The 14,193-nt window shown below is 36.3% G+C and carries 11 protein-coding genes; 9 read left to right on the top strand and 2 right to left on the bottom strand.

What is annotated here, in order from left to right:
• Positions 1–77 precede the first annotated feature (77 nt).
• The 8 genes from ACFPVY_RS12060 (at position 78) to ACFPVY_RS12025 (ending at position 11,086) form a co-directional block, all read left to right on the top strand.
• Complete coding sequence (locus ACFPVY_RS12060; RefSeq protein WP_379792335.1) at positions 78–3,401, top strand: hypothetical protein; 3,324 nt, start codon at positions 78–80, stop codon at positions 3,399–3,401.
• Complete coding sequence (gene ybeY, locus ACFPVY_RS12055) at positions 3,394–3,813, top strand: rRNA maturation RNase YbeY (RefSeq protein WP_379792334.1); 420 nt, start codon at positions 3,394–3,396, stop codon at positions 3,811–3,813. Before ACFPVY_RS12060 ends, ybeY begins: the two co-directional genes overlap by 8 nt.
• Positions 3,814–3,908: 95 nt before the next feature.
• Complete coding sequence (gene mnmG / locus ACFPVY_RS12050; RefSeq protein ID WP_379792332.1) at positions 3,909–5,780, top strand: tRNA uridine-5-carboxymethylaminomethyl(34) synthesis enzyme MnmG; 1,872 nt, start codon at positions 3,909–3,911, stop codon at positions 5,778–5,780.
• A gap of 10 nt (positions 5,781–5,790) precedes the next feature.
• Positions 5,791–6,300, top strand: coding sequence for a hypothetical protein (locus ACFPVY_RS12045; RefSeq protein WP_379792331.1), 510 nt, complete (start codon positions 5,791–5,793; stop codon positions 6,298–6,300).
• Positions 6,301–6,310: 10 nt separating this feature from the next.
• Positions 6,311–6,823, top strand: a complete 513-nt coding sequence (locus ACFPVY_RS12040) for a hypothetical protein (protein ID WP_379792330.1) — start codon at positions 6,311–6,313, stop codon at positions 6,821–6,823.
• On the top strand, positions 6,823–7,677 hold the full coding sequence (locus ACFPVY_RS12035; protein ID WP_379792329.1) for a class I SAM-dependent methyltransferase: 855 nt from the start codon (positions 6,823–6,825) through the stop codon (positions 7,675–7,677). Before ACFPVY_RS12040 ends, ACFPVY_RS12035 begins: the two co-directional genes overlap by 1 nt.
• Positions 7,678–7,913: 236 nt before the next feature.
• Positions 7,914–8,498, top strand: a complete 585-nt coding sequence (locus tag ACFPVY_RS12030; RefSeq protein ID WP_379792328.1) for an OmpH/Skp family outer membrane protein — start codon at positions 7,914–7,916, stop codon at positions 8,496–8,498.
• 302 nt (positions 8,499–8,800) lie between these two features.
• Positions 8,801–11,086, top strand: coding sequence for a helix-turn-helix domain-containing protein (locus tag ACFPVY_RS12025; RefSeq protein ID WP_379792326.1), 2,286 nt, complete (start codon positions 8,801–8,803; stop codon positions 11,084–11,086).
• Between the two features lie 119 nt (positions 11,087–11,205).
• Here ACFPVY_RS12025 and ACFPVY_RS12020 read toward each other — a convergent pair whose 3' ends face one another.
• Both ACFPVY_RS12020 and ACFPVY_RS12015 read right to left on the bottom strand, forming a co-directional pair.
• Positions 11,206–11,589 (bottom strand): DoxX family protein, encoded by a 384-nt coding sequence (locus ACFPVY_RS12020; protein ID WP_379792325.1) that lies wholly within the window; start codon positions 11,587–11,589, stop codon positions 11,206–11,208.
• A gap of 5 nt (positions 11,590–11,594) precedes the next feature.
• Entirely contained in the window at positions 11,595–12,743 is a 1,149-nt protein-coding gene (locus ACFPVY_RS12015) for a DNA polymerase III subunit (RefSeq protein ID WP_379792324.1), read from the bottom strand.
• A 255-nt stretch (positions 12,744–12,998) separates the two neighbouring features.
• Here ACFPVY_RS12015 and ACFPVY_RS12010 point away from each other — a divergent pair, with 255 nt between their 5' ends.
• Positions 12,999–14,186, top strand: a complete 1,188-nt coding sequence (locus tag ACFPVY_RS12010) for a phosphoglycerate kinase (protein ID WP_379792322.1) — start codon at positions 12,999–13,001, stop codon at positions 14,184–14,186.
• The last annotated feature ends 7 nt before the right edge of the window (positions 14,187–14,193 follow it).

Genomic DNA, 14,193 nt, shown 5'->3' with positions numbered 1-14,193 from the left:
TTCTCTTAAAAATCAGCTCTTGCTTACTGAAACAATAATTACTACTTTTATCGGTTATAAAGAAACCACACAAGATTTTGGAAAATAAAGCATTGATATACGACAAATTAGAAGCTTTCATCAAGAAGTTTTACACCAACGAACTCCTCAAAGGATTAATTTTCTTCGTAGGTTTAGGATTGCTGTATTTACTTTTTACGTTGTTCATCGAATATTTTCTGTGGCTGAAACCAATGGGAAGAACCATTTTATTTTGGACATTTATCATCGTGGAACTTTTTCTTTTGTTTAGATTTATCTTTTTTCCCATATTCAAATTGTTCAAGCTTCAAAAAGGAATCAATTATGAAGAAGCGTCTAATATCATCGGAAACCATTTTTCTGAAGTCAATGACAAGCTGAAAAATTTCCTGCAATTGTCAAACGACACTAATCAAACTGAATTATTACTTGCGTCAATTGACCAGAAGGCGCAAACTTTGAACCCAATTCCTTTTGGCAACGCTATTAATTTTAAAGGAAACGTAAAATATCTTCCTTGGGCAATTATCCCGATTTTGTTTTTTGCCTTTTTTATGATTTCCGGAAACAGCGATGTGATTACGCAAAGTTTCAATCGAGTAGTGCGATACAACGAACGCTTTTCTCCGCCAGCGCCGTTTGCTTTTGTGGTAACAAATCCGTCGTTGCAAACCGAACAAGGAAATGATTTTGTCTTGCAAGTAAAATCGCAGGGAAAAGTCGTTCCAGAAAATGCGATGATTTTTATCGACGGCGAAAGTTATTTTATGGAAAGCACCAAACCGGGAGTTTTTGAATACAAATTTTCGAAGCCGACTAAAAATGTAAATTTCCACATTGAATCAAATGAAGTGACGACCAAAGATTTTGAATTGGCCGTTGTCGCTGTTCCAACGATTGCTAATTTTGAAATGGTTTTAAATTTTCCTTCGTATTTGAATAAGAAATCAGAAGTAATTCAAGGTTCTGGAAACGCAATTGTTCCTGAAGGCACAAAAGTGACTTGGAAAGTAGCAACATTGGCCACAAATTCTGTGGAATGGTCTGATTTAAAAACAATTACGCCATTTTTGTCCAATGAAAATACATTTCAAATCACAAAAAGCATAAATCAGAACATAGAATACCAAATTTTGACGTCAAATGCCAAAGTGAAGCATTACGAAAAACTGAATTATCAGATTTCAATCATCAAAGACCAGTTTCCAACAATTGCTGTGAACAACGCTCCAGATAGTTTAAAGTTGAATCAAAACGTGGTTGTGGGTCAAGTTTCTGATGACAACGGATTATCAAAAATGCAAATTGTTTTTTATCCGAAGAATAAAAATAATGAAGCTAAGAAAATGGCTTTGCCTGTGAAAAAAGATGTCTTCGACCAATTCATATTTTCGTTCCCAGGAAATCTTCCGGTGGAGGAAGGTGTTTCGTATGAATATTATTTCGAGGTTTTTGACAACGATGCTTTGCATAATTTCAAGTCCACAAAATCTTCTGTTTTTGCGGATAGAATCGCTACGGTGGAAGAAAAAGAGGAACAGAATTTGCAACAGCAAAATGACAATATTAAGAGCTTAGAAAATTCCATAAAAAATAAAGACAAGCAATTAAGTGAGATTGATAAGCTACAAAAATTAGGAAAAGAAAAGTCAAATCTGGAATTTAAAGACCAGCAAAAAGTCAATGATTTTATTCAGCGTCAAAAGCAACAAGAGCAAATGATGAAGGAGTTTTCTAAAAAGATGGAAGACAATTTGGATAAATTCAAAACCGATAAAAAAGATGAATTTAAGGAAGAGTTGAAAGACCGTCTGGAAAAAGCAAACAAAGAAATCGAAAAGAACGAAAAGCTTTTGGACGAACTGAAGAAGCTTTCGGAGAAATTAAAAGAAGAAGAGCTTTTTGAAAAAATTGATAAGTTCAAACAAAGTTCTAAAAACCAAACTAAGAATTTGGAACAATTGGTGGAACTTACGAAGAAATATTACGTAGAAAAAAAGGCGGAACAATTGGCTGAAAAGTTAGACAAGCTTTCTGAAAAACAAGATAAATTGGCTAACGACGACAAGCAAAATTCTACTGAAAAGCAAAACGAAGTCAATAAAGAATTTGATAAAATTCAGGAAGAATTGTACCAATTGGAGAAAGACAATAAAGAATTAAAGTCTCCGATGGATATTCCGAAAGATGAACAAACCGAGAAAAGCATTGATGAAGATTTAAAGAAGGCTTCGGAAGAATTACAGAAAGATAAAAAAGACAAGGCAAAGCCAAAACAGAAAAGCGCTTCTCAAAAGATGAAGAAAATGAGCGGTGCAATGATGGACGCGATGGAAGGCGGGGAATCAGAACAACTGGAGGAAGATGTGAAAATGTTGCGTCAGATTCTGGACAATCTTTTGGCATATTCGTTCTCTCAAGAAGATTTGATGAAACAATTTAAAGGCATCAAAAAAGGCTCGCTTTCATATAACAAAAACTTGAAAACACAGCAAGATTTAAAACTGCAATTCAAGCACGTTGACGATAGTCTTTTTGCGATGTCGTTACGTAACCCAAAACTTGGCGAAAACATCACGACCGAAGTTGGAAACGTGCATTACAATATTGATAAATCGTTAGAAACTTTAGCTGAATCTCAAATTCCAAAAGGCGTTTCGCACCAGCAATATGCAGTTTCTTCTTCAAATAAATTGGCTGATTTTTTAAGCGAGATTTTGAATAGCATGCAAATGGAAATGCAAGGAATGGGTTCAGGCAAGCCAAAACCGGGAAAAGGTCAAGGAATGCAATTACCAGATATCATCCAAAAGCAACAAAGTCTCGGCGAGAAGATGAAAGACGGAATGAAAGATGGTAAAAAACCCGGACAGAAACCTGGTGAAAAGCCGGGCGAAGGAAAAGAAGGCAAGTCTGGAAAAGATGGAAAAGGTGGTGGAAACGAAGGAGAAGGCGGAGAAGACGGCGAAGGCGATGCTGGAAAAGTTTTAGAGATTTATAAAGAACAACAACGTCTTCGCGAAGCATTGCAAAAAGCATTAGAAAAAGAAGGAATGGGTGGCAACGGACAAAATGCGCTGAACCAAATGAAGCAGATTGAAAAAGATTTATTGAACAGAGGTTTCAAAAACGAGACGCTTCAAAAGATGCTAAATTTAAAACATGAGCTTTTGAAATTAAACAACGCGATCCAACAGCAAGGCGAAGAAAACAAACGCCAATCTGAAACGAATAAAAAGGAATACAACAATCAAACCAATGCCGTTTCGCCTGCGTTAAAGCAATATTTAAACAGCATTGAAATATTAAATAGACAAACACTACCTTTGCGGCCAAATTACAACCAGAAGGTTCAAGAATATTTTAGAAAAGATGATTAGTTTTAATTACGAAACAGACTTTGAATTGTCAGATGAAACCGCTATTTCAGATTGGCTTTCGCAAGTGATTTTATCAGAGTCAAAAAAGGAAGGTGATATCAATTATATCTTTTGTGATGATGAATATCTTCATAAAATCAATATTGAATATCTTAACCACGACACATTAACCGATATTATTAGCTTTGATTACAGTGTAGGAAACGAGCTGCACGGCGATATTTTTGTTTCTGTTGAAAGAGTAGCGGATAATGCGAAGGATTTTGAAGTAAGTTTTGACGAAGAACTCAAAAGAGTTCTGGTTCACGGCATTCTTCATTATGCAGGTTACAAAGATAAATCAGAAGAAGACGAGCTTAAAATGCGTCAAAAGGAAGAAGAAAAAATTGCAATGTTCCACGTGAAACAATAGCTTATACATCTCCTTCAAAATAGAATTTACGATTAACGTTCCACGTGGAACAAAACAAGATTTCTGCGAAAGCTGAAGTCGAAAGGAAAAGAAAAATGTTTCAAGACACATACGATGTAATTGTTGTTGGAGCCGGCCACGCTGGTTCAGAAGCCGCCGCGGCAGCGGCAAATTTGGGTTCAAAAACTTTATTGGTAACAATGAGTTTGCAGAACATTGCGCAAATGTCGTGCAATCCTGCAATGGGCGGAATTGCGAAAGGACAAATCGTGCGAGAGATTGACGCCTTGGGCGGATACTCCGGAATTGTTTCTGACAAGACCGCAATCCAATTCAAAATGCTGAATAAATCAAAAGGCCCAGCGATGTGGTCGCCGAGAGTTCAAAGCGACAGAATGCGTTTTGCGGAAGAATGGAGAATGATGTTGGAGGCAACTCCAAATCTTGATTTCTACCAAGAAATGGTCAAAGGATTGATTATTGAAAACGGGAAAATAGCAGGAATCAGAACTTCTCTTGGAGTTGAAATCAGGTCGAAATCGGTTGTGTTGACCAATGGAACTTTCCTGAACGGATTGATTCACATTGGAGAAAAACAATTCGGTGGTGGTAGAGCAGGAGAAAGCGCAGCTTACGGAATCACTGAAGATTTAGTTCGTGCAGGATTCACCGCTGGAAGAATGAAAACAGGAACGCCACCACGTGTTGATGGTCGTTCTTTAGATTATTCAAAAATGGAAGAACAACTTGGAGATGTAAATCCAGATAAGTTTTCTTATTCAGATATAACCAAACCTTTAGCAGTTCAAAAGTCGTGTCACATGACGTACACGTCGTTACAAGTACACGATTTATTGCGTGAAGGTTTCGACCGTTCGCCAATGTTTAACGGCAGGATTCAATCACTCGGGCCAAGATATTGTCCGTCAATTGAAGATAAAATCAACCGTTTCGCTGACAAAGACAGGCATCAATTGTTTGTTGAACCAGAAGGCTGGAATACTTGTGAAGTTTACGTAAACGGATTCTCAACATCGCTTCCTGAAGAAGTTCAATTTAAAGCGTTGCGTTCTGTTGTAGGTTTTGAGAACGTCAAATTCTTTCGTCCTGGTTATGCAATTGAATACGATTATTTCCCGCCAACGCAGTTGAAACACACGCTGGAAACAAAACTTGTGGAAGGTTTATATTTCGCAGGACAAATCAACGGAACCACAGGTTATGAAGAAGCAGCTTCACAAGGATTGATGGCTGGAATCAACGCGCATTTAAAAGTGCACGAAAAAGCGCCCTTGATTTTGAAAAGAGACGAAGCTTATATCGGAGTTTTAATTGATGATTTGATTACAAAAGGAACGGAAGAACCATACAGAATGTTTACTTCTCGTGCTGAATACAGAACGCTTTTAAGACAAGATAATGCGGATTTTAGGCTGACGCCCATGTCGCATGAAATTGGCTTAGCATCTGAAGCGCGTTTGAGAAGGATGGAGAAGAAGCTAAAAGATTCTGAATCCTTAGTTAGTTTTTTCAAAGAAACAAGCGTTACGGTTGCAGAAACAAATCCTATTTTGGAAAAAAAAGGTTCTGCTTCAATAAACCAACCTGATAAAATGTTCAAGGTATTTTCGCGTCCTCAGATTGAATTAGACGATATGTTGAAATTCGAGAAAGTAGCGAAGTTTGTAGCAGAAAATGATTTCGATAGAGAAGTTTTAGAACAAGCCGAAATCCAAGTGAAATATTCTGGCTACATCGAAAAGGAACGAAATAATGCTGATAAATTAACGCGCCTTGAAGACGTTATCATTCCAGATTCGTTTGATTATGACAAAATAAAATCATTGTCGCACGAAGCAAAAGAGAAGTTTAAAAAAATTCGTCCGGTGACTTTATCGCAAGCTTCAAGAATCAGCGGCGTTTCTCCGAGCGATATTTCTGTATTATTAATTCATATGGGAAGATAATATGTTCCACGTGAAACGAATTGCTCAAAACCGCATCGTCAAAGGAATCGTTCCGGCTCTTTTGATGATTTTTGTGTTTAATTCTTGTTTTCCGGTAAAATCAAATCCAGAAATTGCAGATTACCATATTTTAAATTCGGTAGATTCAAAAGAATTGAAAAAGAATAAACCGGCAATTTTTATGTTTGAGAACAAAAGAATGCAACGTTCGTTCCAGACATTTTTGGGTTACAAATTAAATCAGAAAAACGAGAATCGGGATTTTAAAGTTAAGATTCAAAGTCAAGATTTCGTGATATCGGTTTTGGATCAAATAGAAGTAGAGAAGTTTATTACTTTGGAAGATTTTGTGCTCAAACGACCTGGCCGAAATATAGTTAAAGACGGCGAACAGAAAAATTATGTTGCTATTACGGTCACAGATAAGATTGGTAATGATTGCTTGAAAAACAATTCCATTTATCAAAACCTAGTTTTAAATTATTTAAAAGAATTGAAGCTTGAATACTCCACACCATAAAATGTTTCACGTGAAACCATTCTTAATAAACCGCATCATCAAAGGGATTGTTCTAATTTTTTTGATGGTTTTTATATTGCAAAGTTGTGTTGGAGCTAGAACTGCCTATCAAATTGACGATTATTATATCGCGCCAAACGGAGTTGAAATTCTTGCAACAAAACCTTTGAACGCGTTTATATTTGAAAACAATCTGACAAATCTTCCGTTTGAACAGTTTCTTTCTTTGAAATATAAATTGAATAATACGTTTTCTCGTGATTTTTGGATTACGGTCGACAAAAGCAAATATAAATTGATTATTTACGACAATGCAGAATTTGATAAATACTTTGGCTATTCTAGTTTCGCTGCAGTAAATCAAGAAAATATTGCAAATATTGTTGGCGGGCAACCAAAATTTATCGCCATTTCAATGGTAAACGAATTCAACGAAGATTGCCTTTCTGATAAATCGATGCTTCAAAATGTTTCTACGATTTACCTAAAAAACTTAAAAGACGAATACATCAACATCAAATAATGATTTCCAAAAACCTAAAAAATTACCTCACAGTTAAAGATAATTCTGTTTCAAAAGAAACATTCGAACTGCTGTATGATGAAAATTTAGACTTATTAATCACGTCACCACAACCTTCAGAAAACAATCTTGGACGCTATTATGAAAGCGACGATTATATTTCGCATACTGATGGAAAGCGTTCCGTTTTTGAAAAAGCATATCATTTTATAAAAAATATCGCTTTAAAAAATAAGCTTTCCTTGATTAATGATTTGCAAAAATCAAAAGGAAATCTTCTTGACATCGGTGCAGGAACCGGAGATTTTTTATTAGTTGCCAAACAAAACGGCTGGAAAACTATCGGAATCGAGCCTAGCGAAAAAGCGAAAGCAATTGCCGAAAAAAAAGGAGTGGAGCTGAAGTCGAATCTTTCTAATTTCGCCGATCATTCTTTTGACGTAATTACAATGTGGCACGTTTTAGAACACGTTCCAAATTTGAAAAATCAAATCACCGAATTAAAAAGATTGATAAAACCAAATGGTTCTATAATTATTGCAGTTCCAAATTTTAAATCATTTGATGCAAAATATTACAAAGAATTTTGGGCCGCTTATGACGTTCCAAGACACCTTTGGCATTTCTCAAAAACAGCAATCGAGAAATTATTTGCCCAAGAAGATTTACGATTAGAGAAAATTCTTCCGATGAAATTTGACTCGTTTTACGTAAGCTTACTTTCTGAAAAATACAAAACAGGAAAAATGAATTACCTAAAAGCATTTTCAATCGGATTAAAGTCAAATTTAAAAGCGAAGAATAATTTTGAATATTCTTCGCACATTTACGTGCTAAAAAACGCTAAAAATTAAAATAAAAAACGCTGTTCAATCATTTTTAAGCAAAACATCAGAATATATTGCCAATTTAAGAACGTTGTTTAAATCGCTTAATTTGAATCTGTTTTTAATAGCTGAAAATTATATCAATTTCAACTTCGATAAATTATCTTTATATATTAAAAAATGACTGAAAATTAACACTTTCAACATTTATAACTTTTTTTTCCTATTTTTGAACCCAATTAAAAAATCCAAAGAATTTTAGAATGAAAAAATCTATAGTAGCATTTGCAATTGCCATCACATTAATTTCTTGTAACAAAGAAGAAGCAACTTCATCAGCAGAAAAAACGGCTTACGTTGACACCGTGAAATTGATGGACGAATACACCGAATCAAAAGATCTTCAAGCGAAGTTCAAAGATAAAAGCGAGGTAATGGGAAGAGAATTGGAATTAGAAGTTAAAAAATTCCAAGAAGAAGCTCAAAATTTCCAAAGAAACGCACAAGCAAACGGCCAGGAATGGGCGCAAAGAAAAGGTGCTGAATTACAAAAGAAAGAGCAACAATTGCAATACGCTCAACAAGCAATGGGCCAGCAATTACAGCAAGAAGGCGCTGTTGAAAGAGATTCGATCGTAACAAAAGTGAGAAACTTCATCAAAGATTACGGTAAGAAAAACGGCTACACATACATCTATGGAACAGGCGACGCCGCAACAGTTCTTTACGCAAAAGACGGTTTAGACATTACAGAAAAAATCGTTAAAGAATTGAATGACAATTATAAAGCTCCTGCAAAAACAGAAGATAAAGAAGAAGCTAAACCAAAAGAAGAAGCTAAAAAATAATAAATTGCCCTCCTTGTGAGGGCTTTTTTTTTGAGAAGCTATTCCCGCTTTTCCCTGCAAGCTTTTACTCAAAAAAGTTTTTTTTCTTACTTACCGGCAAGAGCTTCCTCCGGTCGCTTCGCCGGTCAGAGAAAAAATAACTTTTTGAGTAAAAGGCTTTCCGGTTCAATCGGGGCTATTGACGCAGTTTGTCCATACCAAAGTTGTAAATAAAACTTCGATCTTTTCTAACTTTCCGAAAACCTTGACGTTCTTTGCGTTAAAATAAAATCTTTTCTAACTTGCACAAAAATAAAAGCCAAATGCAAGAAATTTCACAAGCAGCATCATACACTTTAAAGTTCATCAATCAAACCCAGCGCTCCATTTTCCTCACCGGAAAAGCAGGAACTGGTAAAACCACTTTACTGCGTGAAATAATACAATCCACACACAAAAACACAGTCGTTGTCGCGCCCACAGGAATCGCCGCTTTAAATGCCGGCGGCGTCACGATTCACTCCATGTTTCAGCTTCCGTTCGCCGGATTTATTCCCGATTTTAATACTACAGACCCGCAGTTTTCTGACAGCGTAAAATTTGAAACCAAAAGCACTTTAGTCCGCCATTTCAGAATGAACGGAATCAAAAAAGCCGTAATCCAAAATATGGAACTGCTGATTATCGACGAAGTAAGTATGCTTCGCGCCGATTTGCTAGATGCTATTGATTTCACAATGAGAAGCATACGAAAGAAAAACGACCAGCCTTTTGGTGGCGTTCAAGTTTTGTTTATTGGAGATTTATTGCAATTGCCACCCGTAATTCGCAATGAAGAATGGGATACGTTGCGAAAATATTACAACGGAAAATTCTTTTTCCATTCGCACGTCATCCAGCAATATCCGCCACTATACATTGAACTCTCAAAAATTTTCCGCCAAACGGATGACAAGTTTATCAATATCTTAAATAATCTCAGAAACAACCAAATTGATCCTGAAGATATTAAAGCCTTAAACGAATTTGTAAAACCTGATTTCGACCTCAAGAAAAACAAAGGTTATATCACGTTGACGACGCACAATCACAAAGCCGATTCGATGAACGCGCAATCGTTGCAAGATTTGGAAGGAAAATTGATTACGTTTCAGCCCGAAATTGTTGGTGATTTTCCAGAGAAAATTTTTCCGGTGGAAGAGAAATTGCAGTTGAAAATAGGAGCACAGGTAATGTTCGTCAAAAACGATATGTCGCCAGAGAAAAATTATTTCAACGGAAAAATGGGAATCATCAAGTCGCTTTCTGAACGTGAAATTTTGGTAAATTTTCCAGAAGAAAATAAAACTATCGAAGTCGAACGTTATGAGTGGAAGAACATTAGATATTTCGTGGATCCAAATACAAAGGAAGTTGACGAGGAAGTTTTGGGAACTTTCACGCATTATCCGCTGAAATTGGCTTGGGCAATTACGGTTCACAAAAGCCAAGGATTGACTTTTGACAAAGCTGCGGTCGATGTTTCGCAGGTTTTTATGCCCGGACAAGCTTATGTTGCGCTTTCGAGACTTCGTTCGTTAAACGGCCTTATTTTGCTTTCTCCATTACGAATGAACGGTATTTCGAACGATCAAGATGTGATGTCTTATTCAAACAACAAAGCTTCTGAAGACTTGCTATCACAGTCTTTGCAAAAAGAAACCATGCGTTTTGTGCATAACTATTTGAGAAACAGCTTTGACTGGAGAGATTTATCGCAAGAATGGCGAAACCATCAATACAGCTATAACGAAGACGCCGAAAAGTCTGAGAAATCAAAACACACGAATTGGGCGAAACGTCAAGCGCAAATTATCGGTGAAATCGTAGAACCGGCTTCGAAATTTATGCGCCAGCTTGATAAATTGTTCCACGATGAAACAGTTGATGTTTCCTTTATTTTGGAACGAATTAACGCTGCTTACTACTATTTTTTCAAAACAATGGATTCGCTTGAATTTGAGATTCTTTGGAAATTGGAAGAAGTAAAGCGAATGAAAAAAGCAAAGCAGTTTTTCCAGGAATTATATGCTTTGGAAGAAATGCACACCAAGTCCATTTTGCGATTGATGAAGGCGAAACTGCTGATTGAAATCGTAGTTTCGGGAAAAGAAATCTGCAAGGAAAATCTAGATTCGGCGGAAATTAAATTGTATAAATTCAAGAAGTTGGAGTTTATAAAAGAAGAATTTAAAAAGACCAATTCCACTTTAATCGAAGAGAATTACGAAGTAGAAAGATACCTTCCGAAGAAAAAAGAAAAGAAGGAGCCAAAAAAATCTACGGTGGAAGAAACCTATGAACTTTGGCTTCAGAAAAATACGATCAAAGAAATTGCCGAAATTAGAAAATTAACCGCGCAAACTATTTCCGGACATATTGCTAAATTAATTGAAGCGGAGAAAGTTTCAATTTCTGACTTGCTTCCAAACGAAAGAATCCTTGAAATTGCTGTGATTTTCAAAGGTTACAAAGAAGAATCGCTAAATCCGTTAAAGGAAAAGTATGGCGATAAATTTACTTGGGACGAATTGAAATTTTATAAGGCGAGTTTAAATACTTCAGAATAAAGTACAATTTTCTAGGTAAATCATGGAGTTATTTTCAACACAGATTTCACAAATTCTAGCTAAATATTTTCTAATTAAAATCTGTAAAATCCGTGAAATCTGTGTTCAAATTCAGAATATTACTGCAATAAATAAACGCCCAAAACCGCTGGAACAAAATAGATGGCTATCGTTCTAGCTCCGTCATAATCCTTTGCAATTCTTTGTCCGAATAACAAGAAAATCAACGTGATAGAGGAGAATATGGCGCCATAAAATCCAAAGGTTCTCACATCGTTCAGCAATAATTGAATAACTCCCGCAAGACACAAAATCCCTGCGATAATTTCTAAAACCAAAATCAGCATCAGTGATTGCGGTACTTGATTTTTGATGAATGTTTTTTCGAAGTGGCCTTTCAACCAGCCCACGTTTCCTTGCCAGTCAATTACTTTGTCATATCCTGATTGCAGGAATGTTACGGCCAAAAAAATCAAAATTAAAATAGAAGCTGCGTTGTTCATTTTTATTATTTTTTATGGATTAATCGAGTCAATTTTATAGATAAATCGGTAAGGATTATCTTGGCGTTTCCATTTCTTTCTATGTGGTAAACGGCGTCAGAAAGTTCCTTGAAAATGTCATTGATATTATTTCCGTTAACGAATGGTGCAAAATTTTCAAGCTTAAATTTCTCCACTTTTGGTTCCATGTAAACCAAGCTAGACGACTGATAATTAAGCAACAAAGCCTGGCGGAACATTTCAATGCAAAAATGCAAAAATTTCTTTTGCGCTTCACGTCCCAAACCTGCAATTTGTTCGCTCCAGGAAATCAAGTCGTTTATAGCCGAAGCATTTCCTTTGGCGCGAAAAGCAGCACGAACCCAAAGCACAAACCATTCTTCAAAAGGCTGTTCTTCACTGTCTTCGTGCAATAAATGCAACGCTTTGCTGAAATTTCCTTGCGCTTGGTGTGCCAATTTTTTTGCTTCGCGCGGGTCGATATTTTCACGTGAAACCAAAGTTTCTGCGATTATTTCTTCCGGAATTCCGTTGAAATGCAAAACTTGGCAACGAGAGCGAATCGTTTGGATAATTGATTCTTCGTCGTCAGAAATTAAAATGAAAAGTGTTTTTTCTGGCGGTTCTTCCAAAATTTTCAAAAGCTTATTCGACGCTTCGATATTCATCTTGTCGGCCATCCAAACGATCATGATTTTGTAACCGCCTTCATAAGATTTCAGCGCCAGCGATTTTAAAACTTCCTGTGCATCTTCCACACGAATCAATCCCTGTTTATTTTGAACGCCAAGGTATTTGTACCAATCGAATAAACCTCCGTAGGGATTTTCTAGTAAAAACGCACGCCAATCTGTAATGAAATCAAGGCTTTTAGGTTTTGTCTTTACGCCTTCGGTCGAAACGGTTGGGTAAATAAAATGCAAATCTGGATGCGAAATATTATTGAATTTCAGGTTGCAGGCTTCGTTTTCTCCCGAATTTTCTCCTCCGAAATTTTTACATAAAACATATTGGGCATACGCCAAAGCCATGGGCAAAGTTCCCGAGCCTTCAGGGCCCACAAACAATTGGGCATGCGGAATTCTTCCTGAATCAGCGCTTTTTGTAAGGTGGTTTTTGATATGTTCTTGTCCTAAAATTTCTGAAAATTGCATGGGACAAATATAAAGGAAATTTGGTGAGAGTTGCAAAGTCAGAAGCAACGCTCTAATATAACGAAAAAAATACTAATACCATAATTTTAAGACGATATTTCCGAGATTAATTCATAAAAGGAATATAAAGTTTGCATAACTCAATCGTTTTCGTAAAATTAGTTGGGCTGTTTTCAACCAATTATGCTTATGACTTTAACCGAAAAAAACTATATTTGTCATTCCACAAAAAATTAAAACATAAAAATATACCAAATGAAAACTTTGAACGACTTCAATTTCAACAATAAAAAAGCATTAATTAGAGTAGATTTTAACGTACCATTAGACGAAAATTTCAAAGTAACCGATGCAACTCGAATTGAAGCGGCAAAGCCAACAATTGATAAGATTCTTGCTGACGGCGGTAGCGTGATTTTAATGTCACACCTTGGAAGACCAAAAGGCAAAGAAGAAAAGTATTCGTTAAAACATATTCTTGACAAGACTTCTGAAGTTCTTGGCAAGGAAGTAAAATTCGCTGAAGACTGCGTTGGTTCTGTTGCTGAAGAAGCTGCTAAAAACTTGAAACCAGGCGAAATTTTGCTTTTAGAAAACCTTCGTTTTTATGCTGAAGAAGAAGCTGGCGATGTTGATTTCGCAAAAAAATTGGCTTCACTTGGAGACATTTATGTAAACGACGCTTTTGGAACAGCTCACAGAGCGCACGCTTCCACAACAATTATTGCTCAGTTTTTCCCAAATGAAAAATGTTTTGGTACGCTTTTAGCTAAAGAAATTGAAAGCTTGAATAAAGTTTTGAAAGATTCTGAAAAACCGGTGACGGCAGTTTTGGGAGGTTCAAAAGTTTCTTCAAAAATCACGGTTATTGAAAATATTTTAGACAAAGTGGATCACTTGATTATCGGCGGTGGCATGACTTTTACGTTCATCAAAGCGCAAGGCGGAAAAATCGGTGAGTCAATTTGTGAAGACGATAAATTAGACTTGGCTTTAGAAATTTTAGAAAAAGCAAAAGCTAAAAATGTTCAAGTTCATATTCCGATTGATGTTGTTGCGGCGAATGATTTTTCAAACAATGCAGAAACACAAGTGGTTAACGTGAATGAAATTCCTGATGGATGGCAAGGTCTTGACGCTGGTCCTGAATCTTTAGAGCGTTTCAAAAAAGTAATTTTAGAATCAAAAACAATTTTGTGGAATGGTCCGCTTGGTGTTTTTGAGATGGAAAAATTTGCAAAAGGAACCATCGCTCTTGGAGAATTTATTGCAGAAGCTACAGAAAAAGGTGCTTTTTCACTTGTTGGAGGAGGCGATTCTGTTGCCGCAGTAAAACAATTCGGATTAGAGCCAAAAATGAGCTACGTTTCCACTGGTGGCGGGGCAATGCTTGAAATGTTAGAAGGAAAATCTTTGCCAGGAATTGACGCGATATTAAGTTAAAATATAA

This window comes from Flavobacterium qiangtangense (assembly GCF_042658345.1).
GTDB classification, from domain to species: Bacteria; Bacteroidota; Bacteroidia; order Flavobacteriales; family Flavobacteriaceae; genus Flavobacterium; species Flavobacterium qiangtangense.
This window is presented reverse-complemented; position numbering and strand designations above follow the sequence as displayed.

Bases quoted from the DNA above. Each gene is read 5' to 3' on its own strand.
- ybeY (WP_379792334.1), top strand. From the start codon at position 3,394: ATGATTAGTTTTAATTACGAAACAGACTTTGAATTGTCAGATGAAACC.
- mnmG (WP_379792332.1), top strand. From the start codon at position 3,909: ATGTTTCAAGACACATACGATGTAATTGTTGTTGGAGCCGGCCACGCT.
- ACFPVY_RS12035 (WP_379792329.1), top strand. From the start codon at position 6,823: ATGATTTCCAAAAACCTAAAAAATTACCTCACAGTTAAAGATAATTCT.
- ACFPVY_RS12030 (WP_379792328.1), top strand. From the start codon at position 7,914: ATGAAAAAATCTATAGTAGCATTTGCAATTGCCATCACATTAATTTCT.
- ACFPVY_RS12025 (WP_379792326.1), top strand. From the start codon at position 8,801: ATGCAAGAAATTTCACAAGCAGCATCATACACTTTAAAGTTCATCAAT.
- ACFPVY_RS12020 (WP_379792325.1), bottom strand. From the start codon at position 11,589: ATGAACAACGCAGCTTCTATTTTAATTTTGATTTTTTTGGCCGTAACA.
- ACFPVY_RS12015 (WP_379792324.1), bottom strand. From the start codon at position 12,743: ATGCAATTTTCAGAAATTTTAGGACAAGAACATATCAAAAACCACCTT.
- ACFPVY_RS12010 (WP_379792322.1), top strand. From the start codon at position 12,999: ATGAAAACTTTGAACGACTTCAATTTCAACAATAAAAAAGCATTAATT.